Source organism: Streptomyces sp. NPDC045695 (genome assembly GCF_056432025.1).
This window is the reverse complement of record NZ_JBWKJU010000009.1, coordinates 156,453-174,576: the sequence shown is the minus strand read 5'-3', so window position 1 is coordinate 174,576 and position 18,124 is coordinate 156,453. Positions and strand designations below refer to the sequence as shown.

The following is an 18,124-nucleotide window of genomic DNA, read 5'->3' as shown; positions in this document are numbered from 1 at the left end:
CCCGGGCCCGCCACCCGCTGAGGCAGCATGGGCCCATGTCCGCACTGACGCGCACCGAAGCGCAGCACCGAGCCCGGCTCCTCGACGTCCACCACTACGCCGTCACCCTCGACCTCACCGGCGGGGACGAGACCTTCGACTCCACCACCGTCATCCGGTTCACCGCCCGCACCACCGCAGACACCTTCATCGAGCTCAAGCCGGACCTGCTGCGCTCCGCCACCCTCGACGGCGCCCCCCTCGACCCGGCGGCCCTCGACGACAACCGTCTCCCGCTCACCGGCCTCACCCCCGGCCCCCACGAACTGCGCCTCGACACCCGCATGCGGTACTCCCGCACCGGCGAGGGCCTGCACCGCTTCACCGATCCCGCGGACGGGCACACGTACGTCTACAGCCAGCTGTTCCTGGACGACGTCCAGCGCGTCTTCCCGGCCTTCGACCAGCCCGACCTCAAGGCCGTCTTCGAGTTCACCGTCACCGCCCCCGCGCACTGGACCGTCCTCGCCAACGGCGTCACCACCCGCACCGGCGACAGGGAAGGCGACGGCGCCGGCATCTGGCAGTCCGCCCCCACCCCCGTCATCTCCACCTACCTCGCCGCCGTCGCCGCCGGCCCCTGGCACAGCGTGACCACCGAACACGCCGGACTGCCCTTCGGCATCCACTGCCGCCAGTCCCTCGCCCCCCACATGGACGCCGACGCCGACGAGATCCTCTCCATCACCAAGGCCTGCTTCGACCGCTACCAGGAGAAGTTCACCGAGCCCTACCCCTTCGACTCCTACGACCAGGCCTTCGTACCGGAGTTCAACGCCGGCGCCATGGAGAACCCCGGCCTCGTCACCTTCCGCGACGAGTTCATCTACCGCTCCGCCGTCACCGACACCGAACGCCAGTCCCGCGCCATGGTCATCGCCCACGAGATGGCCCACATGTGGTTCGGCGACCTCGTCACCCTCGCCTGGTTCGACGACATCTGGCTGAACGAGTCCTTCGCCGAGTACATGGGCTACCAGACCCTCACCGAAGCCACCCGCTTCACCGACACCTGGACCGACTTCGGCGTCACCCGCAAGCCCTGGGGCTACGACGCCGACCAGCGCCCTTCCACCCACCCCGTCGCCCCCGTCCCCGAGGACGTCCCGGACACCGCCTCCGCGCTCCTCAACTTCGACGGCATCTCCTACGCCAAGGGCGCCTCCGCCCTGCGCCAGCTCGTCGCCTGGCTCGGCGAGAAGGACTTCCTGGCCGGCATCAACACCCACTTCGCCCGCCACAAGTTCGCCAACGCCTCCCTCGCCGACTTCGTCGAATCCCTCGCCGCCCACACCGACCGCGACGTCCGCGCGTGGGCCGACAGCTGGCTGCGCACCACCGGCACCGACACCCTCACCCCGCGCGTCGAGGAAGGCGCAGAGGGGTGGACCCTCACCGTCGACCGTCACGGCAGCCGTCCGCACCACATCACCGTCGGCGTCTACGACCGCGACCCCGCCGACGGCCGTGCCCTGCAGCCGCGCGAACACCTCGACCTCGACATCCCCTCCGACGAGATCGTCTCGGTGAGCGGCCCGCGCCCCGCACTGCTCCTGCTCAACGACGGAGACCTCACCTACGCCAAGGTCCGGCTCGACGAAACCTCCGTCGAAACCGCCCTGCGCAGCCTCTCCGGCATCCCCGACGCCCTCACCCGCGCCGTCGTGTGGAACTCCCTGCGCGACATGGTCCGCGACGGCGAACTCGACCCGCAGGTCTACCTGCTGACCGCTGCCGCGCACCTGCCCGAGGAACACGACCTGGCCATCGTCCAGGGCGTCCTCGCCTTCGCCCGGCAGCAGATCGCCGTGCGCTACCTCGCACCCGAGGAGCGGACCGCGGCGCTCGACGCCCTCACCTCCATCGGGCACGAGCTGATCAGCCAGACCGAGGACGGCTCGGAGCCCGGCCTGCGGCTGACCGCCGTACGCTCCCTCATCGACAGCGCCACCCGGCCCGACACCCTCGCCTCCTGGCTCGCCGACGACACCGTCCCCGGCGGCCCCGCACTCGACCCCGAGCTGCGCTGGCGCATCCTCGCCCGCCTCGCCGTCCTCGGCGCCGTCGGGGAGGGCGAGATCGCCGCCGCCCTCGCCGCCGACCCCAGCGCCACCGGCGAGGAAGGCGCGGCCCGCTGCCGCGCCGCACTGCCCACCGCCGAGGCCAAGGCCGCCGCCTGGGACCGGCTCTTCCACGACGACACCCTGTCCAACTACCTCTTCAGCGCCACCGCCCAGGGCTTCTGGCAACCCGAACAGGCCGATCTCGTACGGGAGTACGTGCCCCGCTACTACCCGGAGGCCGTCGCCCTCGGCGCCCGCCGCGGCCCCGCCATCGGGGAGGCGGCCGGCAGGTGGGCCTTCCCCGCCTACGCCGTCGACGAGGCCAACCTCAAGGCCGGCCACGCCTGCCTCGCCGACCCGGACATCCTCCCGCTCCTGCGCCGCAAACTCGTCGACCAGCTCGACGACCTGGCCCGCGCCCTCCGCGTCCGCACCACCTGACCCCCTCCCGCCCCGCGCCCCCGGCACCCGACCAGCCCGGTCGGGAGCGGGGGCCGGGACGGAGCCCCGGTTCTCGAGCCCCCGCCGGCGATCGAGGGGCCGGGCAGGACCGGCGGCGGCCCCGCGGCATCGGTACACCCCGGACAAACCCCGGCGGTTACCCCATTCGGGTCGGATCGTTGTACTGGCCGGGTGCCCCGCACCGCACCCCTCCCAGCCCCGGAGGACCCGATGACCGCGCCGCCCGGCACAGGCCCAGGCACCCACCCACGCCCCGGCACGGACACCGGCATCCCACCCCTCGCCGGGGGCCCGGACGGGCCGGCCGCCCTGCGGCCCCTCCTCGACACCGTCCTCGACGCCCTGCACAACGGAGCCCGGGACCGCGGCGGCCCCCTCCCGGCCGGCGGCCCCGACGCCCTCGCCGCCCACGTCCGCGCCGCACTGGGCGACGTACTGCCCGCCCACGGAACCGGCGACCACGAAGCGCTGCGGACCCTCGTCCACACCCTCGCCGCCGGCGCCGCCGACCCCGCCGACCCCCTGTGCGCGGCCCACCTGCACTGCCCGCCCCTCGCCGTCGCGGCCGCCGCCGACCTCGCGGCCAGCGCCCTGAACCCCTCCCTCGACTCCTGGGACCAGGCCCCCGCCGCCTCCGCCGTCGAAGCCCTCCTCACCCGCGCCCTCGCCGCCGAGTTCTACGCCACCCCCCACCCCGACGCCCTCGTCACCACCGGCGGGACCGAAGCCAACCAACTCGCGCTGCTCCTCGCCCGCGAACGCCACGGCCCCCGGCTCACCGTCCTGCACGGCGCCAACGCCCACCACTCCGTCCCCCGCGCCGCCTGGCTCCTCGGCCTGCCCCCCGCCGTCGCCGTCCCCACCCCCACCGGCACCCTCGACCCCGACCGTCTCGCCGAAGCACTCGCGGCCGCCCCCGGCCCCACCCTCGTCACCGCCACCGCCGGCACCACCGACGCCGGACTCATCGACCCCCTCCACCGCATCGCCGACCTCTGCGACCGCTACGGCGCCGACCTCCACATCGACGCCGCGTACGGCGGCCTCCTCGCCCTCAGCCCCCGCCACCGCGACAAACTCGCCGGACTCGGCCGCGCCCACTCCATCACCGTCGACCTGCACAAACTCGGCTGGCAGCCCGTCGCCGCCGGACTCCTCGCCGTCCCCGACACCGCCCTGCTGGCCCCCCTCGCCCACCAGGCCGACTACCTCAACGCCCCCGACGACACCGAAGCCGGCCTGCCCGACCTCCTCGGCCGCTCCCTGCGCACCACCCGCCGCCCCGACGCCCTCAAGATCGCCACCACCCTGCGCTCACTGGGCCGCGACGGCCTCATCCGCCTCATCGACCGCACCTGCGAGCTCGCGGACCACCTCGCCGGGCTCCTCGACGCGCACCCCGGCTTCGAACTCCACGCGGCGCCCACCATCAGCACCGTCCTCTTCCGGCCCACCCACGCCGACGACGACGAGCTCGCCACCCTGCGCCGCACCCTCCTGCACGAAGGCCGCGCCGTCCTCGGCCGCACCCACGCCGACGGCCGCCTGTGGCTCAAAGCCACTCTGCTCAACCCGCACACCACGGCGGGTGACCTGGACACCCTGATCGCCCTCCTGGAAGGCAGCACCCACCGATGACCGCCCACCTCGATGCACCCCACGACCTCGTCGGAATCGGCATCGGCCCGTTCAACCTGTCCCTCGCGGCCCTCGCCCACGGCCTGCCGCAGCAAGGAGCAGGGGAACTCGCCACCGCCTTCTACGACCAGCGCCGCGACTTCCGCTGGCACCCCGGACTCCTCATCGACGGGGCCACCCTCCAAGTCCCCTTCCTGGCCGATCTGGTCACCCTCGCCGACCCGGCCAGCCCCTGGAGCTTCCTCAGCTACCTCAAGCACAAGGAACGGCTCTTCCCGTTCTACTTCGCCGAGCAGTTCCACATCCACCGCGCCGAATACGACGCCTACTGCCGCTGGGTCGCCGGCCGCCTCCCCGGACTCCACTTCGGCCACCAGGTCGACGCCGTCCGCTGGAACCCCGAACGCGACCTCTTCGAAGTCGACTTCACCCAGCTCGACTCGGCGGGCGAAGCCGAAGCCCTCGGCCGCACCCACACCCGGCACCTCGCCCTCGGCATCGGCACCGCCCCCTACGTCCCCGAACCCCTGCGCCCCCTGGCCGAAGCCCCCGCCGTCCCCGTCATCCACTCCGCCGACTACCTCGACAACCGCTCACGCATCCTCGGCGCCGAACACGTCACCGTCATCGGATCAGGCCAGTCCGGAGCAGAGGTCTTCCTCGACCTGCTCCGCGCCCGCCCCGCCGGACGCGAACGCCTCACCTGGCTCGCCCGGACCCCCTCGTTCGCGCCCATGGAGTACTCCAAGCTCGGCCTCGAACACTTCACCCCCGACTACACCCGCTACTTCCACTCCCTCCCCGAGCCCGTCCGCGACCGGCTCGTCCCCGCACAGTGGCAGCTCCACAAGGGCATCGACGCCGCCACCATCGCCGCCATCCACGAGGAGCTCTACCGCCGCACCCTCGACGGCGGCTGGCCCGACGCCGTCCTGACCCCCGGAGTCAGCGTCCGTACCGCCGGCCGCGTCGCCACCACCAAGGTCGAACTCCACCTCGAACACGTCGAACAGGGCACCCGCTCCCGCCTCACCACCGACGCCGTGGTCCTCGCCACCGGCTACCGGGAACGCCCCCTCGGCAGCCTCCTCGCAGGCCTCGACCCCTACCTGCGCAAGGACTCCTCCGGCCGCCCCCGCATCGACGACCGCTACCGGATGATCACCGACCCGGCGGTCACCGGCTCGATCTTCGTCCAGAACGGCGAACGCCACACCCACGGCGTCGGAGCCCCCGACCTCGGCCTCGCCGCCTGGCGCAGCGCCGCCATCCTCAACACCCTCACGGGCAAGGACCCCTACCCCCAGCCGGCCCGCACCGCCTTCACCACCTTCGGCCTCGAACAGCGCGAGCACGCCCGCCCCCGGCCCGCGGGCGAACTCCGCCCCCTCGTCGACCACCCCTAAACGGAACGGCCGGAGCCCGGGGTGGTGGTGGCGGCGCCGACGACGCCCGCACACCCTCGCCCCCCGGGCCCGGCCGCACACCGTCGCGTCGAAGGGACTAGAACACCGCCACCCCGGCCCGCGTCAGCCGCCAGTCCACCGACGCGAACTGCGCCGGGTCCACCGTCCCCTTCGTCTTCACCCACTGGATGATCGTGTTCCGGATCTCGTCCGAGTTCGCCCACAGCTGCCTGGCCTGCGGCACGTGCGGGAAGTTCCCGCCACCCGAGGCCCGGTAGTTGTTCACCGCCAGCACGAACTGCCCGGCCGCGTCCACCGGCTTCCCCTGGAACGACAACCCCGTGATCCGCGAACCCACCGGCTGCGCGATGTCGATGTCGTACGTCAGCCCGTACACCGCGTCGTAGTTGTAGTCCGGGACGCCCTCGGCGTTCGTCAGCTTCGCCGGATCCACCACGTCACCCGGCGCCGTCCGCACGAAGTACCGCGCCGAGTACTCCAGGTAGTCCTTCAGCTGCGCCCCGGTCAGCAGACGCGCCTCCAGCGTGTTCTCGAACGGGTACAGACCGGCCGCATCCCGGATCGTCACCTGCCCCGCCGGAATCGCCGCCGTCCGCGAGAAGCACGAGGCCTGCGACAGCACCGGCAGCGCCGCCCACTCCGTGCCCGCCAGCGCCGCCTTCACCGTCTGCGCCTGCACGTGGTTGATCAGGTCGATGATCGCCACGTCCTTGACCGGCCCCTCGGCCGAGGACATCGCCTGCGTCGACGTACCGATCACCTGATTGACGTACGCCACGACCTTGCGGTGCTCGTCCTCCAGCAGCCCGACCACCTTCGGGTCCTCCGCCACCATGTTCGAGTTCAACACCTTCGCCGCGACCTTCACCACCGACCAGCGGCCCCTGCTCCACGTCAGCTCGAAGTCGAACAGCGTCAGCCGCTGCCCCCACTTCAGCGGCTCCGACAGCACGACGTCCTTGCCGGTCGCCTTGTTCTTCACCCGGTACTCGGGAATCTCCGTATGCGCGTGCCCCACCAGGATCGCGTCGATCCCCGGCACCTGCTCCGCCACCAGAGCCGCGGCGTTCTCGATGTACGGCAGCTGGTCCCCGTACGAGGACGTGCCGCTCGAACCGGAATGCGCGGACACGATCACCACATCGGCGCCCATCGACCGCAGCTTCGGCACGTACTTCGCCGCCTGCTCCTCAAGACCCGGGAAGGTCATCTTCCCCTGCACGTTCGCCTTGTCCCACAGCGCGATCCCCGGGTTCGTCAGCCCCAGCACCGCCACCTTCACATCCGGCCCGTGCGGAGTGCGCAACCGGTGCATGCTGTACGGCGCGAACGCCGGCCGCAACGTCTTCGCGTCCAGCGCGTTCGCCCCCAGCAACGGGAAGTCGCACTGCTCCTCGAACTTCCGCAGGACCGGAATGCCGTAATTGAACTCGTGGTTCCCCAACGCCGCCGCGTCGTACCCGATCGCGTTCATCGCCTGCGCCATCGGGTGCACCGGACCACTCTGCGCGGTGATCGGATCCACCTTCGCGTAGTAGTACGACAACTGCGTGCCCTGAATCGTGTCACCGGCATCGATCAGCAGCGTGTTGCACCGCCCCTTCTCCGCCCGCACCTGGTCCACCAGCGTCGAGATCTTCGCCAGACCGACGTCGTTGTGCGCCTTGTCGTCGAACTCCTTGTCCGTGAAGTAGTCCCAGTTGAAGACATTCCCGTGCAAGTCGGTCGTGCCCATCACCGTGAACGCGTACGTCCGCGGCGCCGGCCCCTGCCCCTTCGCGGCCTGCTGGGCCGCGGCCGGAGTGCCCACGGCCCCCGTCAACGCCACAGCCGCCCCCGTCGCAGCCGTGGTCCCCAAAAACGTCCTACGGTCGAACGCCATGCCATCTCCCCTTGTGAAACGCGTACGCAGAAGTGCAGACAACGCGCGTAGATTCTGACCCACCGGTAACAGGCGACAACACCCCGACCAGGTTTCGATCTGATGACCGCCCCGTGCGAGCGACAGTGCGACAGTGAAGCCATGACCCAGGACGCATCGCACCAGCCCTACGGAACCCCCGAAGTACCCCGCGTCGCAGTCCGCGGCGAAGCCCGCATCGAAGTCGACCCCGAGATCGCCCGCATCGGCATCACCGTCAGCGCCCGCGGCACCGACCGGCGCACCGCGCTCGACGACCTCACCCGGCGCAACAACACCGTCCTCGACCTCATCAAGAGCTACGGCGACCCCGTCGAAAAACTCGAAACCGGCTCCTTCTCCATCACCCCCGAACTCACCCGCCACGGCCGCGCCGAACGCGTCCGCGCCTACCACGGCCGCGTCCACATCACCGCCGAACTCAGCGACTTCACCACCCTCGGCGAACTCACCACCCGCCTCGCCGACCTCGAACTCACCCAGGTCGACGGCCCCTGGTGGGCCCTGCGCCCCACCTCACCCGCCCACGGCCAGGCCCGCCGCCAAGCCGTACTCGAAGCCGTCCAGCGCGCCCGCGAATACGCCGAAGCGCTCGGCGCCCGCCTCGCCGCCCTCGTCGAACTCGCCGACCTCGGCGCCGAGAACGCCAACCCCTTCCCCGCCGCACCCGGCGCCGGAATGCGCACCATGGCTTTCAGCGCCGCCGAAGACGCCGGGCCCCCGCCCCTCGACCTCGAACCCCAGCGCCAGACCGTCTACGCCCAGGTGAACGCCCGCTTCACCATGACCCCTCCGCAACTCTGAAGAACCCACAAAATGATGCCCCGGGGGTGCTCATCAGAGCACCCCCATGCACATTCAACAGTTGTCAACAACCTTTTGCTCAAAGGTTGTTGAGTGGACACCCGGAAGCGATTACCTACTCCTAAGTAGGGGAATACGCTCGCCTCATGCGCCGAGCGAAAATCGTATGTACCCTGGGCCCCGCCACCGACTCATACGACCAGATCAAAGCCCTGGTCGAAGCGGGAATGGACATCGCCCGCCTCAACCTCAGCCACGGCACACACGCCGAACACGAGGAGCGCTACCAGCGCGTACGCAAGGCCTCCGACGAGACCGGCCGCAGCGTCGGCATCCTCGCCGACCTTCAAGGCCCGAAGATCCGCCTCGGCCGCTTCCACGAAGGACCCGTACTCCTTGAACGCGGGGACGACTTCACCATCACCGTCGAAGACCACGAAGGCGACCGCCACACCTGCGGCACCACCTACGAAGGACTCGCCGCGGACGTCACCGCCGGCGAACGCATCCTCGTCGACGACGGCCGCGTCACCCTCGAAGTCACCGCGGTCGACGGCCCCCGCGTCCACACCCGCGTCATCGAAGGCGGCATGGTCTCCGACCACAAGGGCCTCAACCTCCCCGGCGTCGCCGTCTCCGTCCCCGCCCTCTCCGCCAAGGACATCGACGACCTGCGCTGGGCCCTGCGCCTGGGCGCCGACATCATCGCCCTCTCCTTCGTACGCAGCGGCCGCGACATCGAAGACGTCCACCGCATCATGGACGAGGAGGCCCGCCGCCTCCCCGTCATCGCCAAGATCGAAAAGCCTCAGGCCGTCGACAACATCGACGACATCGTCGCCGCCTTCGACGGCATCATGGTCGCCCGCGGCGACCTCGGCGTCGAAATGCCCCTGGAGCAAGTCCCCATCGTCCAGAAGCGAGCCGTCAAACTCGCCAAGCGCAACGCCAAGCCCGTCATCGTCGCCACCCAGATGCTCGACTCGATGATCGACAACTCCCGCCCCACCCGCGCCGAAGCCTCCGACGTCGCCAACGCCGTCATCGACGGCACCGACGCCGTCATGCTCTCCGGCGAGACCAGCGTCGGCAAATACGCCGTCGAAACCGTCCGCACCATGTCCCGCATCGTCGAAGCCGCCGAAGAGGACATCCTCGCCAAGGGCCTGCCGCCCCTCACCGAGCGCAACAAGCCCCGCACCCAAGGCGGAGCCGTCGCCCGCGCGGCCGCCGAAATGGGCGACTTCCTCGACGCCAAGTTCCTCGTCGCCTTCACCCAGAGCGGGGACACCGTCCGCCGGCTCTCCCGCTACCGCTCACCCATCCCCCTCCTCGCCTTCACCCCCGACCCCGCCACCCGCTCCCAGCTGAACCTCACCTGGGGCGTCGAAACCTTCCTCGGCCCCCACGTCGAGTCCACCGACGCCATGGTCGCCCAGGTCGAGGAAGAACTCCTGCGGATCGGCCGCTGCGTACCCGGCGACACCGTCGTCATCACCGCCGGCTCACCCCCCGGCGTCACCGGATCCACCAACCTCGTCCGCATCCACCACATCGGCGACGCCGTCCGCTGACACCCGCCACCACCGCGTCGGGCAACACGGCCCGACGCGGTCACCGGCGCCGCCCCGGCTACCAGCCGAACCGGCGGTCGACCACGGCCTCGAACTCCTCGAACGACAACACCGCGTCCCCGTTCGCATCAGCCGCATCGAACAACGCCGACGAAGCATCCGCGTCCCCCACGGCCCACACCGGCAGATCCCCGCGCGCGGCCAACGTCGGCCCCTTGGACCGCAGCGCCGAGATCACCTCCACACGGGTCAGCTCCCCGTCGTGGTTCAGATCCAGCGCGTCGAACAGCTTGCGAGCCTTCTCGCTCATACGGATTCCCCTCATACGTCTGGCCTCGACCTTGACCCCAACCTAACTCCACGCCATACGGTCCCCCAGGCCTCGGCGGCTCCGGCGGCCTCCCCTAGTACTTGGGCCCGATGTGGGCGTCCATGAGCGCGACGGATTCCTTACGGGCGACGGACACGTTGTACGGGGTCGCTGCCGCGCGCCAGGATCGTCCACCGGACGCCCACCTTGGTGAGCGTGTCGGTGCACAGCTTCCGGATGTCATCCGACTTGTTGGTGAAGAGGTACCGCGGGTAGTCGTAGCGCTTCTGCACTCCCGCGACGACACGCGTGGTCCAGTTGGTGATCCGGCATCCATCGGAGTGAATGAGCCCCCGGAGGAACGCCCACGGGTGCGTGTCCACGATCTCCTGCTGCCAGTCTTCGAGGACGATGGGCCGCTCGTGCTTTCGGCCCGCCCCGTGCTGCGGAAACAGGCACTCGAGATGCTTCGAGTAGACCTTGACGTTGTGGCAGCCCACTTTGCGGACCCGACAGACCTGGTTGAACGGGAAAACGCGACCCATCGCCTGTTCGGCGGAATCCATCAGCCCAGGCCAGTTGTCATCGCAGGTGATCATGAGGTTGGGGACGCGGTGAGCTGAGTAGTGACTTATGTGTCCGTCGCCCAGATAGAGCCCGAGTAGATATGCGTACGCCTCGGTGTCCAGAGCACTGCCGTCGCATCGCGGGCAGTCTGGATTGTGGGCTCCGGGACATTCGCCGCGCTTTGCCCGGTCCATGTGCTTCCAGTAGCCGACTGTGCCGAGCGGCACCTTCAGGTGCCGGGCGACCTCCGCGTTCCGCGTGCCGCCGCGCAGCATGGAGAGGGCCGCCTGTCGTGTTTCGAGGCTGTGGAACTGCATGACGCCACTGTCTGTGACGGCGCCTCGCGTTGTGTAGCAAAAAGCGGACATTCACGCGAAGGTGAACCTCCGCTTTTCGAACATCGTGCCGGGTGCGGGACTCGAACCCGCAAGCCCTCACGGGCAGATGTGTTTGAGACATCCGTGTATGCCATTCCACCAACCCGGCAGGGTTGCACGTCGGAGTGTACCGGGTGACCGCGCGGCGGCGCTGCTAGGTAGGCTCATGCAAGCAGCAGCGCCCCGCAAAGAGGAGCCCCCGTGACCGCCGAGCACGAGTCGACGCCCACGCCCGACGCCGACCAGTCGCACGTTCCGCCGCTGACGACCCGCGTCGTCATCGCCGAGGACGAGGCGCTCATCCGCCTGGACCTGAAAGAGATGCTCGAAGAGGAGGGCTACGCCGTCGTCGGCGAGGCCGGGGACGGGCAGACGGCCGTCGAGCTCGCCCGTGAGCACCGGCCCGACCTGGTCATCCTCGATGTGAAGATGCCCGTACTGGACGGGATCTCCGCGGCTGAGAAGATCGCGGAGGAGTCCATCGCCCCCGTGCTCATGCTCACCGCGTTCTCGCAGCGCGACCTCGTCGAGCGCGCCCGGGACGCCGGGGCCATGGCGTACCTCGTGAAGCCGTTCAGCAAGAGCGACGTGGTCCCGGCCATCGAGATGGCGGTGTCCCGCTTCGCGGAGCTGCGCGCGCTGGAGCAGGAGGTCGCGGACCTTTCGCAGCGGCTGGAGACCCGCAAGCTGGTGGACCGGGCGAAGAGCATCCTGCAGACGCAGTACGGGCTCTCGGAGCCGGCCGCGTTCCGGTGGATCCAGAAGTCGTCGATGGACCGCCGGATGTCCATGCAGCAGGTCGCCGAGGTGGTCATCGAGGACGCCGAGGCGAAGAAGAAGGACGGCGCCAAGTAGGACGGCGCCGGGTAGGACCGTGCGCATGCGTGAGGCCCGCCTCCCCCCGAAGGGAGGCGGGCCTCACGCGGTACCGGGAAGGTCAGTCCTCGCCGAGGTAGGCCTTGCGGACGTCCTCGTTGTGGAGGAGGTCCTGGCCGGTGCCGGAGAGCACGATCTTGCCGATCTCCATGACGTGCGCCTGGTCGGCCAGCGAGAGCGCGGCCTGGGCGTTCTGCTCGACGAGCAGGATGGTCATGCCGGTGGACTTGAGCTCGGCGATCGTGGACATGATCTTCTGCATCATCAGCGGGGAGAGGCCCATGGAGGGCTCGTCCAGCATGAGCAGCTTGGGCTGGCACATGAGTGCGCGGCCCATGGCGAGCATCTGCTGTTCGCCGCCGGAGAGGGTGCCGGCGGCCTGCTTGCGACGTTCGCCCAGGATGGGGAAGAGGTCGTAGGCGCGCTGGATGTCCTTCTCGATGCCGTCCTTGTCGGTGCGCAGGAACGCGCCGAGCTGGAGGTTTTCGGCGATCGTCAGCCGGGGGAAGATGTGGCGTCCCTCGGGGGAGTGGGCCAGCTTCATGGCGACGATCTTGTGTGCGGGCACGTTGGCCAGCGGCTGGCCGTCGAAGGTGATGCTGCCGCTCTTGGGCTTGAGGAGCCCGGAGAGGGTGCGCAGGGTGGTCGTCTTGCCGGCGCCGTTGGTGCCGACGAGGCAGACGATCTGGCCTTCGTTGACTTCGAAGGAGATTCCCTTGACGGCTTCGATCTTGCCGTAGGCGACCTTGAGGTCTTCGACCTTGAGGAGCGCGGTCACTTGGTCTCTCCTTCCGTGCTGGTGGTGCCGGTGGTGCCAGTGGTGCTGTCCGCGTCGGCGTGGGCTTCGGCGGCTTCGACTTCGGCGACTTCCTCGTCGCCGGGTGCGCCTTCGAAGGGGGTGCCGAGGTAGGCGGCGATGACGCGCTCGTCGCCCTGGACTTCCGCGGCGCTGCCTTCGACGAGCTTTTCGCCCTGGACGAGGCAGGCGACGCGGTCGCAGAGGTTGAAGATGAACCGCATGTCGTGCTCGATGACGAGGACGGCGATGCCCATGTCGCGGATGGCGAAGATGAGTTCTTCGGCGGCGCGGGTTTCCTGCGGGTTCATGCCGGCGGTGGGCTCGTCCAGGAGGATGAGGCCGGGGTCGCTGGCGAGGGCGCGGGCGATTTCGAGCTTGCGCTGTTCGCCGTAGGGGAGGTTCTTCGCGAGGTGGCCGGCCTTGTGCTGGAGGCCGATGAACTCGAGGAGTTCCATGGCGCGCGCTTCGCTGGCGGCTTCGGCCTTCTTGAAGCCGGGGCCGCGCAGGAGGGCGGACCAGAGGCCTTCCTTGGTGCGGGTGTGGCGTCCGACGAGGACGTTCTCCAGCACGGTCATGTTGTGGAAGAGCCGGATGTTCTGGAAGGTGCGGGCGACGCCGGCTGCGGTGACCTTGTGGGGCGTGGGCGGCAGGACGGTGCCCTTGTAGCTGACGGTGCCCTCGGTGGGGACGTACAGCCCGGTGAGGCAGTTGAAGAAGGTGGTCTTGCCGGCGCCGTTGGGGCCGATGAGGCCGACGATCTCGCCGGCGTTGACCTTGAGGTCGACGCCCTTGACGGCGGTGAGGCCGCCGAAGCGCATGGTGACGCCGCTGGCTTCGAGGACGGTCGTCGTGGTGGTGTCTGTGGTCGTCATGGTGGTTACGCCCCCGCCTTGGCGGTGGCCAGGTCCGTGGGGGCCTGGTCAGCGGTTTCGTCGTGGTACTCGAGCTGCGCGCGCTTGTTGGCGATGAGGCCTTCGGGGCGGAAGCGCATGAGCAGGATGAGGGCGATGCCGAAGGCGAGGAGCTGGTAGTCCTGGAGGAAGGCCAGCTTCGCCGGGATCAGGAAGAGGAGTGCGGCGCCGAGGATGGGGCCGCGGATGGTGCCCATGCCGCCGAGGATGACGGCGGCGAGGAGGAACGCGGAGTTCGGCGGGACGGGCCCGGCGAAGACGTAGTTCTCGGGGACGACCGTGCTGTTGACGTGTGCCTGGACGGTGCCGGCGAGGCCGGCGAGGGTGGCGCCGAGGGCGAAGGCGATGAGCTTGACCTTGAAGCCGTTGATGCCCATGGCTTCGGCGGCGGTCTCGTCCTCGCGGATGGCGACCCAGGCGCGGCCGATGCGGCTGTTGCCCGCCCGGGAGAAGACCAGGACGACCAGGGCCATGACGAGCAGCATCAGGAAGTAGTAGTTGGCGTAGGCGCCGAGGGTGATGCCGCCGACGTCGTGGGACTCCCCGAAGTTCCACCCGAAGATTTCGAGGTGGGGGATGTTGGGGATGCCGTTGGGGCCGTTGGTGATGTCCGGGCCGGAGTCGCCGTCGAGGTTGCCCATGGCGATGCGGAAGATCTCTCCGAAGCCGAGGGTGACGATGGCGAGGTAGTCGCCGCGCAGGCGGAGGGTGGGTGCGCCGATGACCACGCCGAAGATGAGGGAGGCGAGGGCGCCGACGATCATCGCTGCCCAGAAGGGGAGACGGATGTCGAAGGCGGAGGCGGTGCTTCCGGAGACCAGTGCGGCGGTGTAGGCGCCGACGCCGAGGAAGGCGACGTAGCCGAGGTCGAGCAGACCGGCGAGGCCGACGACGACGTTGAGGCCGAGGGCGACGGTCGCGAAGATCAGGATGTTCACCGCGATGAGCGTGTAGGTGTCGCCGCTCTGCTGGATGAACGGGAAGGCGATCGCGGCGGCCGCGGTGCCCATGAGGGTGACCTGGCGGTTGTTCGCGGTGATGGTGCTGAAGCGGTCCAGGAGGCCGGACTTGAGCAGGGCGAAGGCCGCGAAGCCGATGATCAGCAGGTAGGTGACGAAGAGCTGCGGTTCCTTGTCATCGGTGTCGATGCCGAAGGTGACCACGTAGAGGCCGAGGGCGAAGACGCCGGTGATGATGAGGATCTCGGCCCAGGAGGGCAGCCTCTTGGCGGGGGCCGCCTTGTGGCTGTCGTCGGGGAGCTTGTACGCGGCCAGGACCGGGATGAGCGAGCCGACCAGGGCCACGTAGGCGCCGGGCTCCAGGTGGACGACGCCGCCGAGGACCCAGGTGATGGAGATGACGGTGTACCAGGTGCCGGCGAGGGTGCCGAGCGCGAGGATCCACAGGGCCTTGCGGGAGCCGGTGGGGCTGAGCCAGCGGAAGCCCTTGAGGCCGAGCGCGGAGAGCGCGTAGGCGATGGTGAGGAGGGCTGCGATGAGGCTGAGGGACTGGATGGGGGCGGGGCTGCCGTAGTAGGTCAGGTCGCCGGGGAATTCGGCCGTCCAGGTCCACGCGAGGAAGACGCTGACGACGGTGAGGAGGCTGCCGCCGATGACCGTGTACAGGAGCGTGGTGGGCGCGGGGCCCTGCTTCGCGGTGTCGGTCTGCGGGGTGGTGGTGTTGGTCATGGTTCTCACGCCCGATCCGCGACGCGCTCACCGAGCAGGCCTTGTGGCCGCACGAGGAGGACGACGATGAGGAGTACGAACGCCCAGACGTTGGACCAGGCTCCACCGCCGAGCTGCTGCATGCCGGGGATCTCTTCGATGTAGGCGATCGAGAGTGCTTCGGCGAGTCCGAGGACGACGCCGCCGACCATGGCTCCGTAGATGTTGCCGATGCCGCCGAGGACGGCTGCGGTGAAGGCCTTGAGGCCGAGGATGAAGCCCATCTCGAAGTTGATCTGGCCCTTGTCGAGGCCGTAGGCGACGGCGGCGACGGCTGCGAACGCGGCACCGATGGCGAAGGCCATGACGATGATGCGGTCGGTGTTGATGCCCATCAGCTTCGCGGTGTCGGGGTCCTGCGCGGTGGCCTGCATGGCGCGGCCGCTGCGGCTCTTGGAGACGAAGATGCCGAGGGCGAGCATGCACAGGGGGGCGAGGACGAGGACGAAGGCGTCCGCGCGCTGGATCGCGAGGCTGTCGGTGATCTTGAAGGAGGCGCCCTTGAACTCGGGGAAGCTGACGGCCTTCTTGGCGTCCGGGTAGAACTGCCAGACGAGCTGCTGGAGCGCGATCGAGAGGCCGATTGCGGTGATGAGGGGGGCGAGCCTGGGGGCGCTGCGCAGGGGGCGGTAGGCGAAGCGTTCGGCTGCGGTGGCTACGGCGACGGAGGCGAGTGCGCCTCCGACGATCATGATGGGGATCGCGATCAGCAGGGAGGTGCCGGTCGGGAGGGCGGTGTAGGCGGTGAGCGCGCCGAAGCCGCCGATCATGAAGATCTCGCCGTGGGCGAAGTTGATGAGCTGGACGATGCCGTAGACCATGGTGTACCCGATGGCGATGAGGCCATAGAGAGCACCGAGGGCCAGGCCGTTGGCCAGCTGTTGCGGCAGTTCGTGCACCGCAGGGCCTCCGATGAGCGTGTCGGATAAGACTCCGCGCGAGGGCACTGTTTGCGCCCTCGCGCGGCGTGGTTCAGGTGTTACGGGTGTTGCTGGGTGCTACGGGCTTACTGGTTGAAGGTGTCGCTCTTGACGTCGACCCACTTGCCGCCCTCGACCTTGTAGACGGTGAGCTGCTTGTTGGTGGTGTCGCCGTACTGGTCGAAGGCGACCTTGCCGGTCACGCCCTCGAAGGAAACCTTGCCCAGGGCCTCGACGACCTTGGCGCGGGCGTCGCTGGGGAGCTTGCCGTCGTTGGCGGCGGCGACGGCCTTGACGGCCTGGACGATGGCCCAGCCGGCGTCGTAGGAGTAGCCACCGTAGGCGGCGTAGGGGTCCTTGTAGCCGCCGGCCTTGTAGTCCTCGATGAACGTCTTGGCGGTGGGCAGCTTCTCGACCGGGTAACCGATGGAGGTGGAGAGGTCGCCCTCGTTGGCCTCACCGGAGGCGGTGATGAAGGCGGGGTCCTGGATGCCGTCGCCGCCCATGAGCGGGATGTTGGCGCCGGTCTTCTTGATCTGGTCGGCGAGCAGGCCGCCCTCGGGGTACTGGCCGCCGAAGTAGACGGAGTCGGCGCCGGAGGACTTGACCTTGTCGGCGGTGGAGGAGAAGTCGGTCTCCTTCACGGTGACGTGGTCGGTGCCGACGACCTCGCCGCCGAGCTTCTTGAACTCCTCGGAGAAGATCGCGGCCAGGCCGGCGCCGTAGGTCTGCTTGTCGTCGACGACGAAGACCTTCTTCTTGCCGGCGTCCTTGAAGAGGTACTGGGCGGCGAACTTGCCCTGGACCACGTCGGTGGCGGCGGTGCGGAAGTAGGTGTCGAAGGGGCGCTTGAACTCGCCCTTGCCCCAGTTGTCGCCCTGGCTGAGCGAGGGGTTGGTGTTGGCGGGCGAGACCTGGGCCAGCTTGGCGGAGGCGAAGACGCCCTGCATCTGCTGCGCCACGCCGGAGTTCAGCGGGCCGACGACGCCGATGACGTCCTTGTTGCCGACGAGCTTGGTGGCGTTGGCCTGACCGGAGGCGGGGACCGCCTGGTCGTCGAGGGCCTCGACCTTGAACTCGATGCCCGGGACCTCGTTGTTCTTGTTGGCCGTCTTGGCCGCGAGGTCGACGGAGTTCTTGATGCCCTGACCGAGCGCGGAGAGCGAACCGGTGAGCGGGGCGTCCACGCCGATGACGACGACGGTCTTCTTGCCGCCGCCGTTGTCCTTGGATTCTCCGTCGCGCGAGCCGCAAGCGGTGAGGGTCAGTGCTCCCGTGGTGATCACGGTGGTGAGGACGAGCAAAGAACGGTGTCGCACGATTCTTCCTTTCCCTGGCGCGGCGCCCTCTGTCGAGGTGCCGTTTGGTCGCCGGGCCACACTGGGAGGTCCACGGCCGTGCTGATTCGCGCTCTGCGGCGCGGTGACTGGCCGTGACTCTAGGCCCGAGGTGGCGAACACGGGGAGCGGGGATCGGAGGATGTGACGCTCTTGTTATGCCAAGGCCAAGAATGCGTGCTGTGAGTACGGACAGATCGGGCTTTTAGCGACGGTCAAGATTGTCCGCATGGTGAGAAATACCTGGTTCCCTAAGGGGCTTGAGGCCTTCATGCACCTGTCTTAGATCAAATTGAGCCGAATGTGGCAGCGCGTGTCCGAAAGAATCCTCCGGGTGGCCCTTCTCTAGGGAAAAGGCGGATTACGTACGTC

At 69.2% G+C, this 18,124-nt stretch carries 13 protein-coding genes, 1 tRNA gene and 1 pseudogene; 6 read left to right on the top strand and 9 right to left on the bottom strand.

What is annotated here, in order from left to right:
• Positions 1 to 35: 35 nt before the first annotated feature.
• From pepN to AC07DU_RS18285, 3 genes are all read left to right on the top strand, one after another.
• A complete protein-coding gene (gene pepN, locus AC07DU_RS18295; RefSeq protein ID WP_479112289.1) occupies positions 36 to 2,543 on the top strand; it encodes an aminopeptidase N in 2,508 nt (835 codons plus the stop codon).
• A 231-nt stretch (positions 2,544 to 2,774) separates the two neighbouring features.
• Entirely contained in the window at positions 2,775 to 4,202 is a 1,428-nt protein-coding gene (locus AC07DU_RS18290; protein WP_479112287.1) for a pyridoxal phosphate-dependent decarboxylase family protein, read from the top strand.
• The gene (locus AC07DU_RS18285; RefSeq protein ID WP_360890459.1) at positions 4,199 to 5,608 is read left to right on the top strand and encodes a lysine N(6)-hydroxylase/L-ornithine N(5)-oxygenase family protein; all 1,410 of its coding nucleotides are present in this window, start codon (positions 4,199 to 4,201) and stop codon (positions 5,606 to 5,608) included. Before AC07DU_RS18290 ends, AC07DU_RS18285 begins: the two co-directional genes overlap by 4 nt.
• Positions 5,609 to 5,705: 97 nt before the next feature.
• Here AC07DU_RS18285 and AC07DU_RS18280 read toward each other — a convergent pair whose 3' ends face one another.
• A complete protein-coding gene (locus AC07DU_RS18280; RefSeq protein ID WP_479112285.1) occupies positions 5,706 to 7,511 on the bottom strand; it encodes a bifunctional metallophosphatase/5'-nucleotidase in 1,806 nt (601 codons plus the stop codon).
• 141 nt (positions 7,512 to 7,652) lie between these two features.
• Here AC07DU_RS18280 and AC07DU_RS18275 point away from each other — a divergent pair, with 141 nt between their 5' ends.
• Entirely contained in the window at positions 7,653 to 8,354 is a 702-nt protein-coding gene (locus tag AC07DU_RS18275; RefSeq protein ID WP_360890453.1) for an SIMPL domain-containing protein, read from the top strand.
• 146 nt (positions 8,355 to 8,500) lie between these two features.
• Positions 8,501 to 9,928, top strand: coding sequence for a pyruvate kinase (pyk, locus tag AC07DU_RS18270; protein WP_360890450.1), 1,428 nt, complete (start codon positions 8,501 to 8,503; stop codon positions 9,926 to 9,928).
• A gap of 58 nt (positions 9,929 to 9,986) precedes the next feature.
• Here the strand turns inward: pyk and AC07DU_RS18265 are convergent, their stop codons facing one another.
• The 3 genes and pseudogenes from AC07DU_RS18265 to AC07DU_RS18255 all read right to left on the bottom strand — a co-directional run bounded on the left by AC07DU_RS18265 (position 9,987) and on the right by AC07DU_RS18255 (position 11,291).
• A complete protein-coding gene (locus AC07DU_RS18265; protein WP_479032817.1) occupies positions 9,987 to 10,238 on the bottom strand; it encodes an EF-hand domain-containing protein in 252 nt (83 codons plus the stop codon).
• A gap of 94 nt (positions 10,239 to 10,332) precedes the next feature.
• Positions 10,333 to 11,122 (bottom strand): annotated as a pseudogene (locus AC07DU_RS18260) (helix-turn-helix domain-containing protein).
• Positions 11,123 to 11,208: 86 nt separating this feature from the next.
• Positions 11,209 to 11,291: transfer RNA gene (locus tag AC07DU_RS18255), tRNA-Leu, on the bottom strand.
• A gap of 92 nt (positions 11,292 to 11,383) precedes the next feature.
• Between AC07DU_RS18255 and AC07DU_RS18250 the strand changes: the two genes are divergently transcribed.
• The gene (locus AC07DU_RS18250; RefSeq protein WP_360890441.1) at positions 11,384 to 12,037 is read left to right on the top strand and encodes an ANTAR domain-containing response regulator; all 654 of its coding nucleotides are present in this window, start codon (positions 11,384 to 11,386) and stop codon (positions 12,035 to 12,037) included.
• Between the two features lie 82 nt (positions 12,038 to 12,119).
• Here the strand turns inward: AC07DU_RS18250 and AC07DU_RS18245 are convergent, their stop codons facing one another.
• From AC07DU_RS18245 to AC07DU_RS18225, 5 genes are all read right to left on the bottom strand, one after another.
• Positions 12,120 to 12,836: an ABC transporter ATP-binding protein gene (locus tag AC07DU_RS18245; RefSeq protein ID WP_360890438.1), complete on the bottom strand. Its 717-nt coding sequence runs from the start codon at positions 12,834 to 12,836 to the stop codon at positions 12,120 to 12,122.
• Positions 12,833 to 13,729: an ABC transporter ATP-binding protein gene (locus AC07DU_RS18240; protein WP_479112283.1), complete on the bottom strand. Its 897-nt coding sequence runs from the start codon at positions 13,727 to 13,729 to the stop codon at positions 12,833 to 12,835. Before AC07DU_RS18240 ends, AC07DU_RS18245 begins: the two co-directional genes overlap by 4 nt.
• A 5-nt stretch (positions 13,730 to 13,734) precedes the next feature.
• Positions 13,735 to 15,456 carry a branched-chain amino acid ABC transporter permease gene (locus tag AC07DU_RS18235; RefSeq protein ID WP_360890691.1) on the bottom strand — a complete coding sequence of 574 codons (1,722 nt, stop codon included), beginning with the start codon at positions 15,454 to 15,456 and terminating at the stop codon, positions 13,735 to 13,737.
• A gap of 5 nt (positions 15,457 to 15,461) precedes the next feature.
• A complete protein-coding gene (locus tag AC07DU_RS18230) occupies positions 15,462 to 16,394 on the bottom strand; it encodes a branched-chain amino acid ABC transporter permease (protein WP_360890432.1) in 933 nt (310 codons plus the stop codon).
• Between the two features lie 107 nt (positions 16,395 to 16,501).
• Positions 16,502 to 17,734: a branched-chain amino acid ABC transporter substrate-binding protein gene (locus AC07DU_RS18225; RefSeq protein ID WP_360890429.1), complete on the bottom strand. Its 1,233-nt coding sequence runs from the start codon at positions 17,732 to 17,734 to the stop codon at positions 16,502 to 16,504.
• Between the last annotated feature and the right edge of the window lie 390 nt (positions 17,735 to 18,124).

Bases quoted from the DNA above. Each gene is read 5' to 3' on its own strand.
- AC07DU_RS18235 (WP_360890691.1), bottom strand. From the start codon at position 15,456: ATGACCAACACCACCACCCCGCAGACCGACACCGCGAAGCAGGGCCCC.
- AC07DU_RS18265 (WP_479032817.1), bottom strand. From the start codon at position 10,238: ATGAGCGAGAAGGCTCGCAAGCTGTTCGACGCGCTGGATCTGAACCAC.
- AC07DU_RS18285 (WP_360890459.1), top strand. From the start codon at position 4,199: ATGACCGCCCACCTCGATGCACCCCACGACCTCGTCGGAATCGGCATC.
- AC07DU_RS18290 (WP_479112287.1), top strand. From the start codon at position 2,775: ATGACCGCGCCGCCCGGCACAGGCCCAGGCACCCACCCACGCCCCGGC.
- pepN (WP_479112289.1), top strand. From the start codon at position 36: ATGTCCGCACTGACGCGCACCGAAGCGCAGCACCGAGCCCGGCTCCTC.
- pyk (WP_360890450.1), top strand. From the start codon at position 8,501: ATGCGCCGAGCGAAAATCGTATGTACCCTGGGCCCCGCCACCGACTCA.
- AC07DU_RS18280 (WP_479112285.1), bottom strand. From the start codon at position 7,511: ATGGCGTTCGACCGTAGGACGTTTTTGGGGACCACGGCTGCGACGGGG.
- AC07DU_RS18275 (WP_360890453.1), top strand. From the start codon at position 7,653: ATGACCCAGGACGCATCGCACCAGCCCTACGGAACCCCCGAAGTACCC.
- AC07DU_RS18240 (WP_479112283.1), bottom strand. From the start codon at position 13,729: ATGACGACCACAGACACCACCACGACGACCGTCCTCGAAGCCAGCGGC.